Raw genomic sequence first — 20,882 nt, 5'->3', positions numbered from 1 at the left:
ATCTTACCTTGATGTGCTTCTTGGTGCTTATGCATTAATTTAATGTATAAAAACATTAAATTCAGCTTTTAATTCTTAATATTGAACATTCAATAGTTAATGATTCTATTTGTGTGGCTGCTGTGTAGAATATCTCTCGTCGAATCAGGCTAATCAATAACTGCTGTAGTGCATTTTCAGGGATTGGCTGACTGACACAAAATCGGTGATGTCAGATTGTTCTGGTGGGAGGGAAACTCCTCACATTAAGTTTAAAGAGCAATCTGAGTATCAAGGCCGATAGAGAGAACGTACTAACGTTGCCATTGGGAATGAGAACCACGAGTTGCTCGTCCCTTTACTACTGAATATGAAGGTTGAATACAGAGTATGAAAATGAACAAAATTGCGATTGTTGCTGCTAGCCTGATTTTTTCTACTGCTGCACTGGCTGATAACACCATTAAATTTCAGGGTGAAGTGGCCGATCAGACTTGTGACATCAATATCAATGGCAACGCCTCAACACCGCTGATCCTGCTGCCAACGGTGTCGGCCACATCGCTGGCTACATCAGGCACTACTGCTGGGCGGACGCCGTTCACCATCAGTCTGACCGGTTGTACGGCTTCTGGCAGCGCCACCGCTATTAAGACCGTCTTTGTCGGCAACAACCTGACCGCTAACGGCCGTATGGGTAACACCGGTACTGCGGGTGGAGTGTCACTGCGCCTGGTAGACCCAGCAGCGCCAACGACTCCACTGGATCTGACGGGGCAAACCGGGGCAGCGGGCCTGTCTCTGGCAGCAAGCGCCACTACTGCGTCGCATGACTTTGCGGTGGAATACTATTCTGAAGGCGGTGCGACCGCAGGTTCTGTGCTGGGTAGCGTGCAGTACTCCATCTCTTATCGGTAATAAATTTTTCTTGTTCAAGCAGGCCAATCAATAAATGTATTTAACACATTTCCCAAGATTGGCTGGTTGACACAGCAACAGCACACTGAGATTTCTCTGGTGACTGTGGGATAAAAGACCCACGGTGAGGAGAGATCTGTTAATTAAATCAATAGAGAACGTATTAACGTTGTCGTGGGCGAATAACAGCACTGATCTGAACAATTCGCCTATACTGAATCTGAAGGTAAGTACAGAGTATGAAAATGAATAAAGTTGCACTCATGGTTGTTGGATTGGTTTTGTCTACCGCTGTATTGGCTGATAACACCATTAAGTTCCAGGGCGAAGTGGCCGACCAGACTTGTGACATCAATATCAATGGCAACGCCTCAACGCCGTTGATCCTGTTGCCAACGGTTGCAAGCACCGCACTGGCTAATTCAGGGGATACCGCAGGTCAGACACCATTTACCATTAGCCTGACCGGCTGTACGGCTTCTGGCAGTGATACCGCCATTAAGACCGTGTTTGTCGGTAACAACCTGACCGCTAACGGCCGTATGGGCAACACGGGTACCGCCAGCAATGTGTCCCTGCGGTTGGTTGACCCGGTAGCACCAGCAATTCCTCTGGATCTGACTGGTCAAGTGGGTGCAGCGGGCCTGTCGTTGGCAGCGGGCGCCACTTCTGCGGCGCATGATTTTGCTGTGGAATATTATTCTGAAGGCGGCGCAACCGCAGGTTCCGTGTTAGGTAGCGTGCAGTACTCTGTGTCTTACCAATAATAAGACATCCCCTTCCACTGAGGTGGGAGGGGGATTTAGTTAGGGCATTGAACGAGGATGTTTCGTGTGAAAACAAAATGTTCCAGTATCGTCATTAGTGCTTTATCCCTCCTATTCTTGTTCATTTCTGAACACGCGCTAGCCAGCGTGGTGATGCTCAATACCCGAGTTATTTATCCGTCAGGCTCACAGTCGCAAACTGTCCAACTCACCAATAATGATAACATCCCCTATGTGGTTCAGATGTGGTCAGACATCAATAACCCATCCTCAACGCCAGATAAGGCAGATGGGCCCTTTGTCGTGGTGCCCGCCCTGTTCCGTATTGAGCCGAAAACCGGCCAGTCAGTCCGCCTGGTATTTACCGGTAAGGATTTGCCACAGGATCGCGAATCGGTGTTTTACCTCAATAGCGTACAGATCCCGCCTAAAAATGTGGCTGGAGCAGCAGAAAACCAGATGCTGGTGGTGTTGCGTAACCGGATAAAAATTTTCTATCGTCCCAAAGGTATTGTCGGTAGCCCAGAAAAAATCACCGAACAGCTTCATTTCTCTCTGAATCAACAGGCAGGGCAATGGGTGCTGACGGCGAAGAATGATTCTGGTTTCTATGCTTCCTTTATCAATGCCGCCGCCGTGGTAGGTAATAAAGAAGTGCCATTCAAGGCGGATATGGTGGCACCAAAATCGCAGGCAAGTTGGAAATTAGAGAAAGGGGCGGCGTCGCCCGCTGGTGCACAGAAAGTGAAATTCACGTTGGTCAATGACTATGGTGGGCACACTCGCGCCGAAGCCAGTTTGAATTGATCAGGACCTTGTATTCGTTGGCGGTCAGTATCCCTCAGCCAAGGGACTGAAAAATGCACATAAAAATTACTTCAAACGTTTCAGATCTGTGCCAACGGAGGGCGGGGGTCAACAGCATCCCGATCAACGCTGCCAGGCTAAGACCGCTGGCACTGTTGCTATGGCTGTTGATTCCTCAGGTTTATGCGGAAACGGTCAATAGCGCGTTTGAATTCGATGACAGCATGCTGGTGGGCAGTGCCAAAGAACAAAAGAGCATTGCCCGTTTCAACCAGGCTAACACCATTGAGCCTGGCACTTATCAAGTCGATATTTTCATCAACGGTAATTTCCTGTCTCGCCAATCATTGGTTTTTGCTGCCGGTGAGAAAGGGGTGGTTTCGGCCTGTCTGACAAGGGACAGCATGATTGAGGCGGGTATTCTACCTACTGAGATCAAAGCGAAAGCCGGTGACACTTCGCCATGTTTAAATCTGGAACAACAGGTTGAAGGGGCGTCCAGTCGCTTCGATTTCGCGCGTTTGCGCTTTGATCTGTTTGTGCCACAGGCATTGATGCAGCGTGAAGCGCGCGGTTCGGTCGCAACCAAGGATTTATCTGTGGGTGAAACCGTGGCGTTTGCCAATTACGACACCAATTATTACCGGACGCATGCTTCTGAGAGTACCACTGAATCTACTTACCTGGGGCTGAACTCGGGTATCAACCTTGGCCTGTGGCAATTCCGCCAGCAATCGAGTTTTACGCGTTATACCAGCGACAATAGCCCAAGTAACAGCCAATGGAATTCAATTCGCAATTATGTGCAGCGTCCGCTGCCGTCGATTGGCAGTCAGTTGACGCTGGGTGATAGCTTTACCTCCGGCAGCCTGTTCAGCAGTATGGGGTTCCGTGGTATTCAGTTGGAAACCGACGATCGTATGCTGCCGGAGTCGCAACGGGGTTACGCGCCCACCATTCGTGGCGTGGCGGCAACGACGGCCAAAGTCAGCGTGCGCCAGTCAGGGGTGCAGATCTACCAGACCACGGTGGCACCCGGTGCGTTTGTGATTGATGACCTGTATCCGACCAGCTATCAGGGCGATCTGGTGGTGGAGGTGCTCGAAGCCGACGGCCGCGTTTCTTCCTTTACCGTACCGTTTTCTGCCGTGTCCGATTCGATGCGGCCAGGGCACTCACGCGTGAGCTTTTCTGCCGGGCAGGTCCGTAACATCGGTAACAGCAATGCAGCATTTACCGATCTCACCTATCAGACCGGGGTGACCAACGCTATTACGGCGAATACGGGAGTGCGTATTTCCGAGGGTTACCAGGCGTTGCTTGGTGGTGCCGTGCTGGCTAGCCAACTGGGTGCCTTGGGTGTTAATGCCACCTATTCACGGGCGGATATGTGGGGCAAAAACCTCGATGGATGGCGTGTTGGCGCCACTTACAGCCGTACTTTTGCCCCAACGGCGACCACGCTGGCGCTGGCCGGTTATCGCTATTCTACCGAGGGCTATCGCGATCTGAGCGATGTGTTGGGTTTACGTGAAGCCAGTAACAGCAATGAAGTTTGGTTATCCAACACCTATCAGCAGAGTAATCAACTGGTAGTCACCGTCAGTCAGAGCCTGGGGGAATATGGTCAGGTCTATTTCTCTGGTTCCACCAGCACTTACCACGGTGGTCGTGGGCGTGATACTCAATACCAAATGGCCTATTCACACAGTATTAACAGCGTCAGCTATAACCTGTCACTGGGCCGCCAGCAGACCGGCCGTACGCCAACCGGCGTAGTTGCAGAAAGCGAGGTGGATAATGGCCGCACGCAGAACGTCATCATGTTTTCGGTCTCTGTGCCGTGGGGAGCCGGTTCCCGTTCACCGCTGATCTCTGCGGGTGTCACTCATGAAACCGGCGGTAACACTAACTACCAGACGGCAGTGGCTGGCACACTGGGTGAAAACCAAAGCCTGAGTTATAGCGTTAACGGTGCCTTTAACTCCGGCGGTGAGGGCGCCAGCTTGGGGGCGAATATGACGAAGCAACTGCCCGTGGTCACCGTGGGCGGCAGCTTTTCACAAGGCAGAACCTACACCCAGGGTGGAGCCAGTGCCCGTGGTGCTGCGGTATTGCACAGCGGTGGCGTGACGTTTGGTCCCTATCTGGGCGATACCTTTGGGTTGATCGAAGCTGAAGGGGTAAAGGGAGCCGAGGTGATGAACGGTACTGGGTCGAAGGTTAATAGCTCTGGCTATGCCATTGTTCCCTCGCTAGTGCCTTATCGCTACAACGATATCAGCCTGAACGCTAAGGGAATAGAAAACTCAAGTGCCGAACTGACCGAGAACCAGCAGCGCGTAGCGCCTTACGCCGGTTCGGTAGTTAAAGTGCGCTTCAAAACGCTGGAAGGCTACGCGTTGCTGATCAAAGTTCGCGATGAACAAAATGGTGGTTTGCCGTTGGGCAGCAACGTTTATGACAGTAATAACACCGTTATCGGTCTGGTGGGCCAGGGGAATCAGATTTATGCCCGTGCGAGCGGGATGCAGGGGCAACTGCTGGTGAAATGGGGCGATTCTGCCAGCGATCAGTGTACCTTGAACTATGATTTACGCGGCCAGGATATGAAACAGTCGCTGCATCGGCTGGAGTTGCCGTGCACCAGGCCGTGACACCGCGTTCGGTCACTATGGGATTCGGTGGAATTGCATGGTGAACGGTGACTGCCTGTGGGGGATATGCTCTTTATATGTTTAACATCGACGTTACTACGCCAAGGTTTTTTCCCATCTGCTAAAAACTTATCGACACCTTTTTCCTGCCCAAATTTTCCTTGCTCAACGTCAAAAATAGGATCAAGGAAAGCATCTCGTCAGCCAACCTGTTACTGATGGTTCCGTAAAAATCGCCAGGGGAATCTTGCGATTTGATCAAAAGGTATTTATTGTGTGGATGGATTGTTAATATGTTAATGACCTGTCTTTCTAAACTATATCATTAGGTTATAAGAGGTTGTTTATGATGAGGAATGGCTATGCCGTCTGCCTTCGCTAGTCGACCACCACGCTGGCTGATCCCGTTACTGGGTTCGCTGGTGGCTTTTGGCCCGCTGTCGATCGATATGTATTTGCCCGCTTTACCCGCTATGGGCCAGCAGTTACAGGCAACGCAAGGGCAGATGCAGTATACGCTGGGGGCGTTTTTCGCCGGTTTTTGCGTTGGTATGTTGCTGTACGGGCCGCTTAGCGATTGGCTGGGGAGGCGGAAATTGCTGTTGAGCGGCATGCTGCTGTTTGTGATTGCCAGCGTGCTCTGTACGCAGGTGACGCAGGTTGAGCAACTGGTGGCTTTACGCGCTTTACAGGCCTTTGGCAGCGGGGCAGCCGTAGTAATGGCGCGCGCCATTGCCAGGGATGTTTACACCCACGACGAACTACCGCGCGTCTTATCGTTAATGACGCTAGTCACCATGATTGCGCCATTGCTGGCCCCGTTGCTGGGTGGCGCTCTGCTAACGTTTTTTGACTGGCAGGCCATCTTTATGCTGCTGGCGGTGGTTGGCTGTATCAGTGGCTTACTGGTGTTATGGGTATTGCCTGAAACATTAAAAGCGCGGCCCGAGCATTCAGGCAACATCCTGAAGGCGTTCCACAGCTACTGCCTGCTAGTGAGGGACCGGGAGGCGATGGGCATTATCGCCACCTTGGCGTTTTCCTTTGCGGGTATGTTTGCTTTTATCAGTGGTTCCCCCTTTGTCTACATCAGCTATTTTCATATTCCCGCGCAATATTACGGCCTGCTGTTTGGCTGCAATATTATCGGTATGATTGCTGTGCTGTTGCTCAACGTGCGGATGCTGAAAGTCTATAGCCTGCCACGCTTATTGATGATCCAGAGCAGCGCTCAGGTTCTGTTTGGCCTGCTGTTATTGGTATTCCATCAACAGAGTTTGACGGTTCTGGTGATCCTGATTGTCCTGTTTATGTCGTTGGTGAATGCTATTGGCACCAACAGCCTGTCGTTATTGCTGCAACAGCGTGGCCAACAGGCGGGGAGTGCCAGCGCATTGGCGATTTCGCTGCAGTTTGGCATGGGGGCATTGGCGAGCCTGGCGGTTTCCTGGTTACAGGATGACACGCCGTTTGCCATGACGCTGGTGATGGCAGTCTGCGCGGCGCTTGGCTGGATAGGGCAGCGGATGTCCGTGGCTCGTTTGCGCCCGCAAGTGCACTCGGTCAGTTCTGAAAAAGAAGAGTAAGTAACAGGGATTGGTGATGACCGCGCCATCATTCGTCGTGCCGGTTAGATAAGACGAATGATGGCATAGCCCGGTGTTTTTAATTGGCGCTGGCAATAATCCCGCGCAATAGCTTTTTCAAGATCTCCACTTCATCGGCAGAGAAAGCGTTCAACATCTGTTCCTGCTGTTTAGCGGCGATATCCCTTAACACCTCGGCCTGCCGTTCACCGGCGGCCGTCAGGTGATAGCCGTTTTCAGTGCTCGATATCAACCCTTTACGACGTAGGGTTTCCTGTGCCTCTTCAATCTCTCTGCTCGACATGGCCACTTCTGCCATCAGGCCCGTCATATCAAGGCAGGCATCGCTGTCCAGCACCAGCAGCATTCTGGCTTCACTGATACGCAATCCAGTAGAAAGTTGCTTGGGCTGGTAACTGGCCTGATAGCTACGCAGCGCCTGCGTGAGTAAATAGTAGACATTTTGATTAAGGCGCTCTTGCCTGGCGCTAACCACCGGGCTATCCGCAGCCCGTTCCGATACTTGCTGATAAGGCAAGACCATGGAATAGGATCCCTGGTGATACACCAAAGGCGCACGGCCCAGATCGTCAAACGCTACCACTTTACCGATGAGGATCCAGTGATCGCCACCGTCAACTTGCTGGTATTTTTCACACTGAAAACGTGCGGCACAGTCGGCCAGCAAAGGTGCACCCCCTGCACCGGTTTCAGTCTCCACGCCAGCAAACTTATCCTCGCTGGGGCGGGCAAACCGATTGGATAAATCCACCTGATCGGCGGCCAAGATATTAATGGCGAAGTGGCTGGCTTGCTCAAAGACCGAATAGCTGCCGGAGCGTTTATCAATGCTCCACAGCACCAGCGGTGGATCCAACGACACTGAGTTAAAACTGTTGGCTGTCATGCCCACGCGGGTGCCATCCGGGGTTGCAGCGGTCACGACCGTCACTCCGGTGGCAAAGTTACCCAGCGCACGGCGAAATGCGCGAGGATCCAGGGCATTGTCTGTGTGATTTGTCATCAAATAGGTTCTCCGGCTTGTTACACCATGGTTGGATCGGGTTCTAACCCCATCAGTTCGCGGCCCAGGATCTGCGCACAGACATCGTAATCGGTATAAGCATGTGCCCCGGTCATATGCGAGTCGCGGAACAGACGCTGAATTTCATTGTTTTCCATCCAACTGGTGGCTCCTGCTGCGCTGAACAAGCGATCCACCGCCGCAATACACATTTTCACCGCATAAGCCTGATTGGTACGCCAGTAAGTCAGGGTGTTGTGGGTAGGATATTGATGGCGCTTGCCGTGCTCGGCATGTTCTGCCCAGGTTTTCTCCAGGAAGGCCCGGGCAGCAGCAACCTGATGGGTTGATTCTGCTAGGCGCATCAGCGCCGGGGTTGCCGTGCCTACGCTGGCTCCGGTGTAGGCGCGCACGCGGTTTTGGGTTTTTTCCTTAAATGCCACCAACATTCGCTCCGCCACGCCCAGGCTGATAGCGGCAAAACCGCAGGCAAAATAGGGACGATAAGGCGTGTAGAAAATATTGCTGTCAGGATAAAGGTCATAACCCGAAGAACGCCCCTGCATCATGTCTTGAGCGGCCTCAATGCGGTGATTGGGAATGAAGGCCTGGTTGATAATCAAGGTCTTGGATCCACTGCCGCGCATACCTACCGCATACCAGTCATCACGGATTTCATAATCGCTACGTGGGATCACGCCAAAGCTATAGATGGGTTCACCGGCGGCGTTTTTGCGGCGAAAACCGACAATCGCCCATTCAGCATGATCGCAGCCGCTGCTCCAGCCCATTTCGCCACTCAGATAAACGCCGCCTTCGCCTTCCTCAATCCGGCCAAAAGGGGCAATGCTGCTGCTGGCGGTGGCGTCCGGGTTTTCTCCCCAGATCTCTTGCTGTAGCTTGGCGGAAAACATCGCCAACTGATGGCTGTGGGTGCACAACAAGCTGAAAGCCCAGGCGGTGCCGCCACAGGCACCGGCCAGTGCGGCGACGCAATCGGTAAATTCCGGCAAGGAGATTTCCAGACCACCGTATTGTTTCGGCTGGAAAACACGGTGCATGCCTATTCCTTTTAATAGCCGGATATTTTCGTCAGGCACTTTTCGCTCTCTTTCTGCCTCTGCGGCATTGGCAGCGATCAGTGGCAGAATGGGCAGTAATTTTTCCAGCATTGGGTTAGGTGTTTTCATCATCGAACTCCCTCAGGAATGGTAGATATACGGCAACTAATCCTTCATCAACCGCCCTTTAAAGCAGCTCAGGAAGCGGGATCAGGTGTTAAGCCCCATGTGGTGGTCGTTCGACGAGTATGCGATAAAGATATTTTAATGGAATGTAACATTCAGGTAAAAAATTGTACTTTTCATGTTAAATATTGGAAGTGTGATCTGACGACACCTGCGTCATTGAAGCTGCCATAGGGCGTTTGAGGCGCATCGGGGGAGTGGAGCCGATGCAAAATATTTACATCGTCAACTGGGGATCCTGTCGGCAAAAATCTGCCAGATGCTCAATCAGCGCCCTGACTCTGGCTGGAACATACCGCTGCTGTGCCCATACCGCATAAATTTCCCGTTGGGCACCTTGCCATTCCGGTAGTACCTGGACGAGTTCACCACGCTGTAATGGGCTATGGCACAAACTGACTGGGCAAAACAGAATCCCTAATCCTGCCAGCGTTGCTTGCAGTGCCAGATAAACGCCGTTAACACAAAATTTCCCCTGCGGTTGCCAGCGGACGGTTTCCCCACTCTGGCTGTGTCGTATATCCCAAGTAGATAACGGCGCGCTGACCACCAAATCCCGCAGCTTCAGCTCTTCCATCGATTCAGGCATGCCGTTTTTCGCCAGATAATCAGGAGAGGCCACCAGCATCACTTCCTGGCTCTGCCCCAGTTTTCGCATATTGAGTAACGAATCAGGCTGAGCCCCCACGCGGATTGCCACATCTGCGCCGCTGCCGATCAGATCCTGCGTGTAATTGTTCAGCTCCAGTTCAAGCCGGATCTCTGGATACCGCCTCAAAAACGACATCCAGGCCGGAGCCAGGTTGTCATTGGCTAAATCTGCTGGAGCCAGTACCCGGATCAGGCCGCTGACCTGATGCAGCGTCACATCGAGCTTTGCCGTTGCCTGCTGCAGAGAATGTACCAACGGGCAACACTGTTCGTAATATTGCCAGCCTTCACGGGTCGGCGTCATTCGGCGGGCGCTACGGTGCAGCAGGCGGCAACCCAGATGCTGTTCTAACTTCTGCAAGCGACGCGTCAGCGTAGGTGCAGGAATCGACGCTTTTTCCGCCGCTGCTCGCAGACTCCCTGTTTCAACAATGCTCACAAATAGCGCTAATTCATCCAGCATGATTTCATATTCGGAATTTAAGATTCAATTTTTCAATCTAGTTGCATTAATTAACCTTGTCTAGACTTTATCTATCGCTGTCATGAAAGTATTAGCCCGCTTGAGTGTGGGTAAAACGTTTGTCGCAATAGGGAATAACATCATGCAAAGTTACCGTTTCGAACAGTTTGGCAATCTTGACCACTTAGCGCTTCATCAGGAAGACATGCCGGTACCTCAGGCGCGGGAAGTGCTCGTTCGGGTGCGTGCCACATCGCTTAACTATCGCGACCTGGCAATTATCAAAGGTCAATACACGTTACCGTCCAGCCCTGGAAATATCCCGCTATCCGATGCCGCCGGTGAAGTGATACAAGTGGGCGAACGGGTCGAACGCTTTAAGGTCGGCGATCGGGTCGTGAATAGCTTTACGCCACGCTGGTTTGGCGGAGATTTTCAGGCTTCAGCCCGTGATGAACTTTATGGTAGTGACCGCGACGGTTGGCTGACCGAATATAAAGTCGTCAGCGAGGAGTCACTGCTATCGTTACCCGACTATCTCAGCTTCGAACAGGGCGCAACCCTGCCCTGTGCCGCAGTTACCGCTTGGGCGGCATTGAACGGCGATCGACCGATTAAAGCCGGTGATACGGTATTAACTCTAGGTTCTGGTGGTGTTTCAATGTTTGCCATCCAACTGGCAAAAGCAATGGGAGCAAAAGTGATTGCTACCACTTCTAGTGAAGCCAAAGCCGCACAGTTGAAAGCGCTGGGTGCCGATGAGGTTATCAGTTATGTTCAGCACCCTGAATGGAGTCAGGAGGTTCTGCGTTTAACCGCTGGAAAAGGGGTTAATCGGGTGATCGAAGTCGGGGGGCCGGGCACGTTGAATCAGTCCATCCTCTCTATCTGCATCGGTGGCGAACTGGCGCTGATCGGATTTGTCGCTCAGGATGCGGTTGCTATAGATTTCTTCAGCCTGTTTAAAAGCACCGCTCGATTTCGGGTGATCAGCGTGGGCTCGCGTGACGATTTTGAACAGATGAACCGGGCGTTTACGCAGCACAAAATCATGCCCGTTATTGATAGCGTCTTTCCGTTTGCTGAAGCCAAACGGGCCTGGCAGCGTTTTGATTCACGTCAGCATGTTGGGAAAATAGTTATCAGTCATTAACGTAGCGGGAGAACTTGATTGAAAATCGTTCTGATGAGACATGGAAAACCTCAAATCGACAGGCAAAGTACATTGAATGCTGCAGAGTTCGGCGTTTGGGTTGAGAAATACACTATTGCGGGTATCAATAAGATGTACCCACCACCACAGATAGCCGTTGAGCAGATCAATCAATGCGCATTTATCGTGTGTAGCAATCTTGTTCGCTCGTTAGAGTCTGCGAAAATTCTAGGTGCTCTCATAGCCTATGAAAAATATTACAGGGGCTCATAAACCATCCGACCTAGCTACGGGTATTCGGTATGCAAAAAGCCCGCTTAAATTTCCTTAAGCGGGCTTTTTAAATTTGGCTCCTCTGACTGGACTCGAACCAGTGACATACGGATTAACAGTCCGCCGTTCTACCGACTGAACTACAGAGGAATCGTGTGAACAAGCGGAATCATAACGGGGGGCCAGAGGGAAGTCAAAGGCGGATTATGCATTCTGTGACTGTTTGCTTACAGAATGCGCAACTTGTTGAGGTTTTAGCAGATTTAGCTCATTACGCACATTTTTAACGCCACTGACGCGGAGGTTTTTCGCTAATCAGCGGGCTTACTGTTAGCCACTGCCGGCCGCTGTTGCACTCCCTCCCCGTGATACTCCTCACATACTTTTATGCCTAACCCCGCCATCATAGTTCGCTGAGCGTTAACCTATTAAAAATAATCACTTTTCAGGAGCCTCTGCGGATGAAAAAATCAACGTTGTTACTTTGCCTGCCACTGCTGTTCACCGGATCTGCGATCGCTGAAACTCAAGATTATCAACTACAGCAAGTGTTGGTGATGAGCCGACACAACCTGCGTGCGCCCTTGGCGAACAACGGCAGCGTACTGGCACAATCAACGCCAAAAGCCTGGCCACAATGGGATACCCCAGGCGGGTTGCTGACCACCAAAGGCGGCGTGCTGGAAGTGTATATGGGCCACTATTTCAACGCGTGGCTGAAACAGACCGGTGTGTTGCCGCAAGAAGGGTGCCCAGCCGATGGCAGCGTGTATGTCTATGCCAACAGCTTGCAGCGGACTGTCGCTACTGCCCAATTCTTTAGCAACGGAGCGTTTCCCGGCTGTGATATCAGCGTCCATCATCAGGACAAAATGGGGGAAATGGACCCCACGTTTAACCCGATCATCACCGATAATAGCGATGCTTTTAACCAGCAAGCGTTGAGCGCGATGAATGCTAAGCTGGCTTCGCTGAAGTTGGATGCTTCCTACGAGCAACTGGCACAAATTATTGATTACAAGGACTCTGCCGCCTGCAAAACTGACAAGCAGTGCGATCTGACCGCCGAACCAAGCAAAATGAGTGCGGTGCCGGGGAAAGAACCAGGGGTTTCCGGCCCGCTGAAGGTGGGCAACTCGTTGGTGGATGCCTTTATGTTGCAGTATTATGAAGGCTTCCCGATGAAGAACGTCGCTTGGGGCAAGATCGTGACGCCGCACCAATGGCAACAACTGGCACAACTGAAAGACGGCTATCAGGACTCGTTGTTTACCTCAACGGTGGTAGCGCAGAACGTGGCGAAACCGTTGCTGACCTATATTAACTCGGCGCTGATTAGCGAACGCAAAGCCGGCTCACCAAAGCTGACCGTGCTGGTGGGGCATGATTCCAACATTGCTTCGTTGCTCTCAGCTATGCAATTCAAGCCTTACCAACTACCACATCAATATGAGAAAACGCCGATTGGTGGCAAACTGGTCTTTCAACGTTGGCACGATGGCAAGAGCGATCGCGATCTGCTGAAGATTGAATATGTTTATCAGTCGACTGAACAGTTGCGTAATGCCGAGCCGCTGACGCTACAGAATCCACCACAGCGAGTCACCCTGGCGCTGGAGGGTTGCCCGGTGGATCAAGAGGGGTTCTGTGCCTGGAGCGATTTTGAAAAAACTATGAAGGGGATCCTGTAACCTCGCTTTGCCCCTCTGCTACTGTCTCTTATACTTAGATCCCCGGCGTATTTGCCGGGGATTTTACCTACCTACTTAGGGGCATGCTGAGCGATTTCCTATTAAATAGCGTGGCACTTATTAGGTGTAAACCTAAAATTATTCGAGCTTCAAGGGAGGTAATACACATATGATTAAAAGTGTGGCGAGTCTCCCTATAATTAAAATTTATTTACTACAAACGTGTATGTCTATAAATCTATTTCAGCAACCCTAGCTGCTTCATAAAAGTATAATCATCGTAGAACAACCATTCTTCATCCATGGTGCCTTTATCATTCCATCGGCCGATGGTTGCCATTTCGATTTCAAAACGCTTACCCGTTGGTTGAATGACTGTGCCATCTGATAACACCATTGGTTTAGTGAACGTCCCACGCCATATACCCGTTACGGCCGTGTAATCGCCTTGGCCAATACGTACATGGTGGATTGGGTTTTCTGTATCAGGTGCAAAAGCAAAGATTTTCTTTGATCGCTCTAAATGTTCTTTCAAACCCTTTGTCACCGTGCCATCAGGGTAGTGAACGATAATGTCCGCAGCATGGCTTCGGTCTATTTCGTCCCATTTCTGATGGTTATAAACATTAAAATCCAAGTCATCAAAGTTTCTGAGTTTTTTTCTACGGTTTTTCTCTCCGCCTTAAACTCCTCTAAACTTTTATTAATGCGTTGATCTGCATGGGCATCAGACGTTGCGGAAAAAATCATCTGGCTTATTTTCAGCAGCAAAGGTCACAATGCTGATTATAAATGTTAATGCAATAGCTGATTTTAGTGGTTGATTAATTTTATTCATAATAATTCATTTTATCCTATATTGGGTGGGGTTAATCCGGCATGCGGAAAAATTCCCGGGTTTATTCATAGTATCTGTAAAAGCGTTAGCTATGTGTTAATACCAGAAGACCGCTTGGTTGTGATTAAGAATAGCGAATTCCTTTATAAAACAAATTGAATATTATTGGCTGAGTCATTCAAAAAATGAGGGTCTGATATAGACTATATCCCTTAATATTTTATTGTTAAATAATTTTGACTAAAGATTTATCATCATTGCCTGTTGTGATACCGCGTAAGTGGCTGAAGACTATGGTATGAGACTTACCCTGCATGCCATCTAGCTGCAACTCCAAGTACTTTAGGTATACACTACCTCATCTGCACTTTTATCACGGACGAAGCGTGTTCTCTTCTTTTATTACCCATATTGAATGGCTGACGATTGCTGATTATCCAGGGCTGATTGCCCGTTGCCATTTTTCTGTGGCGGCTTATCGCGATGAACTGTTCCTGTCGGCTGGGATCTGTTTCCCTGAGCATTTAACCCCTGCGGTGACAAAGCGCCGGGCAGAATATCTGGCCGGACGTTATCTGGCACGGCAGGTGCTGGCAAAACTGGGGCATCATGATTTTACGCTATTGCGCGGTGAAGACCGTGCACCGCTGTGGCCGCAGGGTATTGCTGGGGCGATCAGTCATAATATAGATACGGCGCTGTGTGCTGCCCACCGAGAAAACGGTCTGGGAGGCATCGGCATCGACGTGGAAATACTGATGCCCGCCAAACGTGCCGAAGACTTATGGAGCGGGATTATCAGTGAGCTGGAATATGGGTGGTTACGCCAGCAGCCACAGGCTTTTGAGCAATTGTTGACACTGGTGTTTTCCGCCAAAGAGAGTCTGTTCAAGGCACTTTATCCGCAAGTATGCTGCTATTTTGACTTCCTCGATGCGCGTTTCACCAAGTTGGACATGCAGCAACAGACCTTTGAACTGGAGTTGCTGAAAACGTTAACGCCACAATGCTATGCCGGTCGCCGATTCAATGGGCATTTCTTGCTGAAAAGTGACGCTGTAACAACAGTGATTCACTGTTAAATCAGAATTATGGTGACGTGGCGTTCAACTACTGGACAAGTGGTACCGAGCGATTAGAATACAACTGTGTATTTATACAGACATTAATCATGACGCTCGATCTCTTTGAAGAAGCATTACCGCCGCCGTGGCGTGAGGAAATCGCGCCGGGTGCGGTCGTGCTGCATGGCTTTGTGCGTGACCACGGCCCGGAATTGCTGGCCGCAGTTCACACCGTGGTAGCACAGGTACCGTGGCGGCATATGACCACGCCAGGTGGTTTTACCATGTCGGTGGCGATGAGCTGGTGTGGCAACGGTTGGACCAGCGATAGTCAAGGTTACCGCTATTCCGCACGCGATCCTGGCAGTGGCAAGCGTTGGCCGCCGATCCCGGCAATTTTGATGGTGCTGGCCGATGAGGCGGCACAGCAAGCTGGATTTGGCCACTACGTGCCGGATGCCTGCCTGATCAACCGTTACGATCCGGGCAGTAAAATGTCACTGCATCAGGATAAAGATGAGCACGATTTCAGTGCGCCGATCGTTTCCGTATCACTGGGGCTACCGGCGGTATTTCAGTTTGGTGGCTTGCAGCGCAGCGATAGAACGCAGCGTATTCGATTGGCACATGGTGATGTGGTGGTTTGGGGCGGCCCGTCGCGTTTGTGTTTTCACGGCATTTTGCCGGTAAAAGAAGGTTATCACTCGCTGGTGGGTTCACACCGTATCAACATCACCCTGCGTAAGGCGCGGTAGCCTCATAACTATAGGTTGCCGTTATCGCTGCAATACCTGCGCTATGTCGATAGGGCACATAAATTACTCTGGATGGCCTGATAGCCGTTTGTTGCTGGCTAAGGTATTGAAATGAAAAACGCCACGAACTTCTTTAAAAGTTCATGGCGTTAAATTTGGCTCCTCTGACTGGACTCGAACCAGTGACATACGGATTAACAGTCCGCCGTTCTACCGACTGAACTACAGAGGAATCGTGTGAACGGGGCGAATAATAACGGTGCCTATAGGCCTTGTAAAGCATGAAAGTGTGTAAATGTTCCGATTGCCGATGTAATGAGCAAATCGTCTTGTTTTATAGCGTGTTAGGCTCATCTCGAATCCTGACGTTATCCCAATAGGCCGGGGCAATCTAGCGGCGCTGTGTGGCCGTCATTGATACGGAACTTGTAAAAATCGCTTTAGGGAAGGCTAGAAAAGCATAGTAGACCAATTGAGAATATTACTTAGGATTAATCTAGTTATTTTCCGCGATTATTTTAATTAAGAAAATAATCCAAATATAACCAAGTTGTTGATATGGCATTATTTTGCCATATTGTGGACGTGCACCAGATGTTTCTTGGTTAATCTGTAGCGTCAATATGGATTAACTTGCCAGTTATGGAGTGAATCACTATTAACTCAGATTATGATGAGATAAATATCTATACATGGCTCTTTATGAGCGCTGCTTCGGGGGAGAGGAATACAGAAAGTAGTGGTAACTTACTGATTTCATGAAAAATTATATTTATCTGCCTGTAATAGAAAACTTTATTTTTATTAGTACCGGTTAGGGCAGCTTATTTTGCGGCAAGGCAAAATGATTGAGAACCCGCTCCCTGGATTTTAGATATCCATTTTTCTGTCGAGTGAGTACCATTTTTTATACGCCATTTCAGTAGGTAAGTGCTTGCGGATGGTTGCTGGATATCAAAAATATCAGTATTATTTCGCTCTTCTAACCGTTGTATGCTGTGAAACCGATGTTTGGGGCTATTCTATCCAACCATCGTTGAGTGTCGGCAAGGATTGGATGATTCTTCCATTGAGTCAATAAACGGTAGCAAACATAGCGAAAACGCGACTCAACTAAGCGAAAAACACTATAAGTATCATGCCAGTAGATACTTGCCTGAGGTACTTCGCCACTCAATGCTTTGTCCATCAGTGTTGAAAAATTTACAGCATATTCATCAGGGTCATATCCGGTAGCGTCTGTTTCGACGTACCGATAACGGAATTTTTGAAAGGAATTTTTTGATGATAAGCAGCCAAAAAAGCCTCTGTTTAGGTGTGTTATTGTGCAGTGGTCTGTTGCTGGCGGGTTGCCAGAGTAATCAGGCAAAAAGAACTGTATCGCAGAATCAACCGCCAGTTACAAACGTACAGTCACCTCCCCAACAGATAAGCGTGTCACCACCACCGCCAGCCCCAACTGAAGCCAAAACGAACAAAATTGGCCTGTGTCAAAATGAATTGGCTGCACTGCGACAAGTCAGCCCTAGAGCTTACGCACTCAAGAAAGCCCAGTTTGATCGCCTTGTGAGCAACGCCTCCGTCTATAGCGCCGTGCGGGGAGATGTGAACACCGACACCAAAGAAACCCTCGACGCCTTGTATAAATTCAAGACCAACCAGATTTGTGCCGATATTGAGCGTAGCGTCTTGCAAGGCTTGATCCAACGAGGAGAAAGCGTGAAATGAGAAAGCGCAGGATCTATTGCAGTGCCTTACTGACCTTGGCGTTACCGCTGGGGGTGGTGCAGGCAGAAGAAGCGGGTGCTTCTGAGGCCAACACGCTGAATTCACTGGACACGATTACACGCCAGGTGGATGAAGCACCGGCACTGCTGTTTCTGACGCCTTCGCAGATAGAGAAAGCAGAACCTGCGAGAACGAGAGATGAAGATGCCAGCAAACCTAATGTGCTGGCAAAATCGCCGGCTGAAAGTAGCGGTGGCCGTATTCGCGAAATGAAGGCGTTGCAGGCTACGATCAACCAATTAAAGGCAAAGATCAGTAGTCAAGAAGCTACCCTTGAGCATTTGCGCAATGCACAATCTCAGCAGCAGTCATCTGCGGCAGAACTCTCGCAGTTGAAGCAGGAGATAAAGCAAAGCCAACAGGAAAATGCTCGATTACAGCAGCAGCTTGCGGCACAAATCAAAGATAGTGAGCAAAAAAGCCAGCAAGTAAAACAACTGCAACAAAATCAGCAGGTCATCGCCAAGCTCCAGGAACAACTGGCAGTACAAATCAAAGAGAACGATCGGCAAACCCAGCAGGTGAAACAACTACAGCAAAATCAGCAGTCGGTGGTTAAGCTGCAAGAGCAGTTGGCGAGCCAGACCAAAGACAGCGAGCAGAAAGCTCAGCAATTGAAACAGTTGCAGCAAACATTGCAGGAAAAGCAACAGGCGAGCGCCAAGCTCCAGGAACAACTGGTGGCGCAAACCAAAGATAACGATCAGAAAATCCAGCAGGTGAAGCAACTGCAGCAAAATCAGCAGGCGCTAACCAAGCTCCAGGACCAACTGGCGGCGCAATCCAAAGATAACGATCAAAAAGCGCAGCAGTTAAAACAGTTACAGCTTGCGTTGCAAGAAAAACAGCAAGCCAGCACGAAACTGCAAGAGCAGTTGGCGGCGCAAACCAAAGATAACGATCAGAAAACCCAGCAGGTGAAGCAACTGCAGCAAAGTCAGCAATCGTTGGCCAAGCTGCAAGAACAACTGGCTACACAAACTAAAGATAGCGAACAAAAAGCGCTGCTGGTCAAGCAACTGCAACAGACTCTGCAAGAAAGCCAACAGGCTAATGCCAAGCTGCAAGGAAATTTGGTCGCACAGGCCAAGGATAGTGAACTAAAGAATCAGCAGGCGTTGACTAAGTTGCAAGAGCAACTGGCCGCACAAACTAAGGATAACGAGCAGAAAGCCCAGCAGGTGAAACAGCTGCAGCAGGGTCAACAAGCGTTGGTCAAGTTGCAGGAGCAGTTCGCTGCGCAGGCCAAAGAGAGCGATCAGAAAGCGCAGCAACTGAAGCAGTTGCAGCAAACGCTGCAGGAAAACCAGCAGGCGAGCGCCAAGCTGCAAGAGCAACTGGCCGCACAGACCAAGGATAATGAACAGAAATCTCAGCAGTTAGCACAACTGCAACAGGGTCAACAGTCATTGGCCAAGCTGCAAGAACAGTTGGCGGCGCAAACCAAAGACAGCGATCAGAAAGCGCAGCAGCTGAAGCGGTTGCAGCAAACGCTGCAGGAAAATCAGCAGGCGAGCGCCAAGCTGCAAGAGCAACTGGCCGCGCAGACCAAGGATAATGAACAGAAGTCTCAGCAGTTAGCACAACTGCAACAGGGTCAACAGTCATTGGTCAAGCTGCAAGAACAGTTGGCGGCACAAACCAAAGACAGCGATCAGAAAGCGCAGCAGCTGAAGCAGTTGCAGCAAACGCTGCAGGAAAATCAGCAGGCGAGCGCCAAGCTGCAAGAGCAACTGGCCGCGCAGACCAAGGATAATGAACAGAAGTCTCAGCAGTTAGCACAACTGCAAAAGGGTCAACAGTCATTGGCCAAGCTGCAAGAACAGTTGGCGGCGCAAACCAAAGACAGCGAACAAAAAGCACTACAGGTGAAACAACTACAGCAAACCGTGCAGGAAAACCAGCAGGCGAGCGCTAAGCTCCAGGAGCAATTGGCCGCGCAGACCAAGGATAATGAGCAGAAAACCCAGCAGGTACAACAGTTGCAACAGGGTCAACAGGCGCTGGCTAAGTTGCAAGAGCAACTCGCTGTGCAAACCAAAGACAGTGACCAGAAAGCTCAGCAGTTGAAACAATTGCAGCAAACGTTGCAGGAAAACCAGCAGTCGCTGGCTAAAGTACAGGAACAGTTTGCCGCTCAGGTTAAAGACAGCGATCAGAAAGCACAGCAGGTGAAACAGCAGCAACAAACGTTGCAAGAAAACCAACAGGCGAGTGCCAAGCTGCAAGAGCAGTTGGCGGCACAAACCAAAGACAGCGAGCAGAAAGCACAACAGTTGGCACAACTGCAACAAACCGTGCAGGAAAGCCAACAGGCGAGTGCCAAGCTGCAAGAGCAGTTGGCGGCACAAACCAAAGATAGTGAGCAGAAAGCACAACAGTTGGCACAACTGCAACAAACCGTGCAGGAAAGCCAGCAGGCGAGTGCCAAGCTGCAAGAGCAATTGGCGGCGCAGACCAAAGACAGCGAGCAGAAAACGCAGCAAGCCCTGGCAGATGCTAAGAAAACGCAGCCTGAAAGCGTAGCTACCGTAGCGGAGCCTAAAACCGATCAGGAAAAACGTGATTATGCTATCGGTACCTCATTGGGTAACGACATTGTGAGTTTGCTTGATAGCAAAAAATCTCAGGGTGTTGATGTTGATCGGCAATTGGCGTTGGCGGGGGTTGCCGATACGCTCAAAGGCCAGATTAAGATGAGTAAAGAGCAAATCGCTAAAGCGCTGTATGAAAGCGAGTTGGAGCTAAATACCCAGCACAAGCAAGTGAAAACAAAGAATGAACAAGCAGGCAAAAAATATATCGATAACTTTAAGAAACAGGCTCGGGTTGTTAAATCACCGCAGGGCTTCTACTACCGCGTAGACTATAAAGGTGATGGAACCATCAGTGATACAGATACGGTTGCCGTTGTTGTTAAAGAAAGCCTGACCGATGGCAAGGTGATCAAAGATATGGATCTGGCGGGCACCTCTATTTCACAACCGTTGAGTGCTTACCCACCGCTGTTCCGTGAGGCAATCAATAAGCTGAAAAACCATGGCAGCATGACATTAGTGGTTCCACCAGAACTGGCCTATGGCGATAAAGGGATGGCACCGGATATTCCACCGGGTGCAACCATGGTCTATAACGTGCGGATCCTGGATGTTATGCCAGCGAGCAGTGAACCTGCGGCTCACTGAGTCCAGTCATCGAAAGTAGGAAACAGAGAACCCCGT

The 20,882-nt window shown here is 50.3% G+C and carries 15 protein-coding genes and 2 tRNA genes; 11 read left to right on the top strand and 6 right to left on the bottom strand.

Annotated elements, in window-relative coordinates:
- Nucleotides 1-375 precede the first annotated feature (375 nt).
- The 5 genes from ACX1CU_RS14935 (at nucleotide 376) to ACX1CU_RS14915 (ending at nucleotide 6,714) form a co-directional block, all read left to right on the top strand.
- Nucleotides 376-897, top strand: a complete 522-nt coding sequence (locus ACX1CU_RS14935) for a fimbrial protein (RefSeq protein ID WP_459402823.1) — start codon at nucleotides 376-378, stop codon at nucleotides 895-897.
- Nucleotides 898-1,136: 239 nt separating this feature from the next.
- Entirely contained in the window at nucleotides 1,137-1,664 is a 528-nt protein-coding gene (locus ACX1CU_RS14930; RefSeq protein WP_459399065.1) for a fimbrial protein, read from the top strand.
- Between the two features lie 66 nt (nucleotides 1,665-1,730).
- Nucleotides 1,731-2,471 carry a fimbrial biogenesis chaperone gene (locus ACX1CU_RS14925; protein WP_459399064.1) on the top strand — a complete coding sequence of 247 codons (741 nt, stop codon included), beginning with the start codon at nucleotides 1,731-1,733 and terminating at the stop codon, nucleotides 2,469-2,471.
- 53 nt (nucleotides 2,472-2,524) lie between these two features.
- Complete coding sequence (locus ACX1CU_RS14920) at nucleotides 2,525-5,128, top strand: fimbria/pilus outer membrane usher protein (RefSeq protein WP_459399063.1); 2,604 nt, start codon at nucleotides 2,525-2,527, stop codon at nucleotides 5,126-5,128.
- Between the two features lie 362 nt (nucleotides 5,129-5,490).
- On the top strand, nucleotides 5,491-6,714 hold the full coding sequence (locus tag ACX1CU_RS14915) for a Bcr/CflA family multidrug efflux MFS transporter (RefSeq protein ID WP_459399062.1): 1,224 nt from the start codon (nucleotides 5,491-5,493) through the stop codon (nucleotides 6,712-6,714).
- Nucleotides 6,715-6,793: 79 nt separating this feature from the next.
- Here the strand turns inward: ACX1CU_RS14915 and ACX1CU_RS14910 are convergent, their stop codons facing one another.
- From ACX1CU_RS14910 to ACX1CU_RS14900, 3 genes are all read right to left on the bottom strand, one after another.
- Nucleotides 6,794-7,738 (bottom strand): p-hydroxyphenylacetate 3-hydroxylase reductase component, encoded by a 945-nt coding sequence (locus tag ACX1CU_RS14910; RefSeq protein ID WP_459399061.1) that lies wholly within the window; start codon nucleotides 7,736-7,738, stop codon nucleotides 6,794-6,796.
- A gap of 20 nt (nucleotides 7,739-7,758) precedes the next feature.
- Entirely contained in the window at nucleotides 7,759-8,931 is a 1,173-nt protein-coding gene (locus tag ACX1CU_RS14905) for a p-hydroxyphenylacetate 3-hydroxylase oxygenase component (RefSeq protein ID WP_459399060.1), read from the bottom strand.
- Nucleotides 8,932-9,202: 271 nt separating this feature from the next.
- Nucleotides 9,203-10,099, bottom strand: a complete 897-nt coding sequence (locus tag ACX1CU_RS14900) for a LysR family transcriptional regulator (protein WP_459399059.1) — start codon at nucleotides 10,097-10,099, stop codon at nucleotides 9,203-9,205.
- A 142-nt stretch (nucleotides 10,100-10,241) separates the two neighbouring features.
- On the opposite strand from ACX1CU_RS14900, the gene ACX1CU_RS14895 reads away from it, so the two are divergent.
- Nucleotides 10,242-11,252: a zinc-dependent alcohol dehydrogenase family protein gene (locus tag ACX1CU_RS14895; protein ID WP_459399058.1), complete on the top strand. Its 1,011-nt coding sequence runs from the start codon at nucleotides 10,242-10,244 to the stop codon at nucleotides 11,250-11,252.
- 347 nt (nucleotides 11,253-11,599) lie between these two features.
- On the opposite strand, the gene ACX1CU_RS14890 is transcribed toward ACX1CU_RS14895, so the two are convergent.
- Nucleotides 11,600-11,675, bottom strand: a tRNA-Asn gene (locus ACX1CU_RS14890).
- Between the two features lie 311 nt (nucleotides 11,676-11,986).
- Between ACX1CU_RS14890 and agp the strand changes: the two genes are divergently transcribed.
- Nucleotides 11,987-13,216, top strand: coding sequence for a bifunctional glucose-1-phosphatase/inositol phosphatase (gene agp / locus ACX1CU_RS14885; protein ID WP_459399057.1), 1,230 nt, complete (start codon nucleotides 11,987-11,989; stop codon nucleotides 13,214-13,216).
- A 238-nt stretch (nucleotides 13,217-13,454) separates the two neighbouring features.
- Here agp and ACX1CU_RS14880 read toward each other — a convergent pair whose 3' ends face one another.
- Nucleotides 13,455-13,853, bottom strand: a complete 399-nt coding sequence (locus ACX1CU_RS14880; RefSeq protein ID WP_459399056.1) for an ester cyclase — start codon at nucleotides 13,851-13,853, stop codon at nucleotides 13,455-13,457.
- A gap of 587 nt (nucleotides 13,854-14,440) precedes the next feature.
- On the opposite strand from ACX1CU_RS14880, the gene ACX1CU_RS14875 reads away from it, so the two are divergent.
- Nucleotides 14,441-15,136, top strand: coding sequence for a 4'-phosphopantetheinyl transferase family protein (locus ACX1CU_RS14875; protein ID WP_459399055.1), 696 nt, complete (start codon nucleotides 14,441-14,443; stop codon nucleotides 15,134-15,136).
- An 89-nt stretch (nucleotides 15,137-15,225) separates the two neighbouring features.
- The gene (alkB, locus tag ACX1CU_RS14870; RefSeq protein ID WP_459399054.1) at nucleotides 15,226-15,873 is read left to right on the top strand and encodes a DNA oxidative demethylase AlkB; all 648 of its coding nucleotides are present in this window, start codon (nucleotides 15,226-15,228) and stop codon (nucleotides 15,871-15,873) included.
- Nucleotides 15,874-16,029: 156 nt separating this feature from the next.
- Here the strand turns inward: alkB and ACX1CU_RS14865 are convergent.
- Nucleotides 16,030-16,105, bottom strand: a tRNA-Asn gene (locus ACX1CU_RS14865).
- 1,052 nt (nucleotides 16,106-17,157) lie between these two features.
- Here ACX1CU_RS14865 and ACX1CU_RS14860 point away from each other — a divergent pair.
- Entirely contained in the window at nucleotides 17,158-17,601 is a 444-nt protein-coding gene (locus ACX1CU_RS14860) for a hypothetical protein (RefSeq protein WP_459399053.1), read from the top strand.
- Nucleotides 17,598-20,846, top strand: a complete 3,249-nt coding sequence (locus tag ACX1CU_RS14855; protein WP_459399052.1) for an FKBP-type peptidyl-prolyl cis-trans isomerase N-terminal domain-containing protein — start codon at nucleotides 17,598-17,600, stop codon at nucleotides 20,844-20,846. The genes ACX1CU_RS14860 and ACX1CU_RS14855 overlap by 4 nt, the downstream gene beginning before the upstream one ends.
- The last annotated feature ends 36 nt before the right edge of the window (nucleotides 20,847-20,882 follow it).

It is taken from the genome of Serratia sp. D1N4, from assembly GCF_054552755.1.
This window is presented reverse-complemented; position numbering and strand designations above follow the sequence as displayed.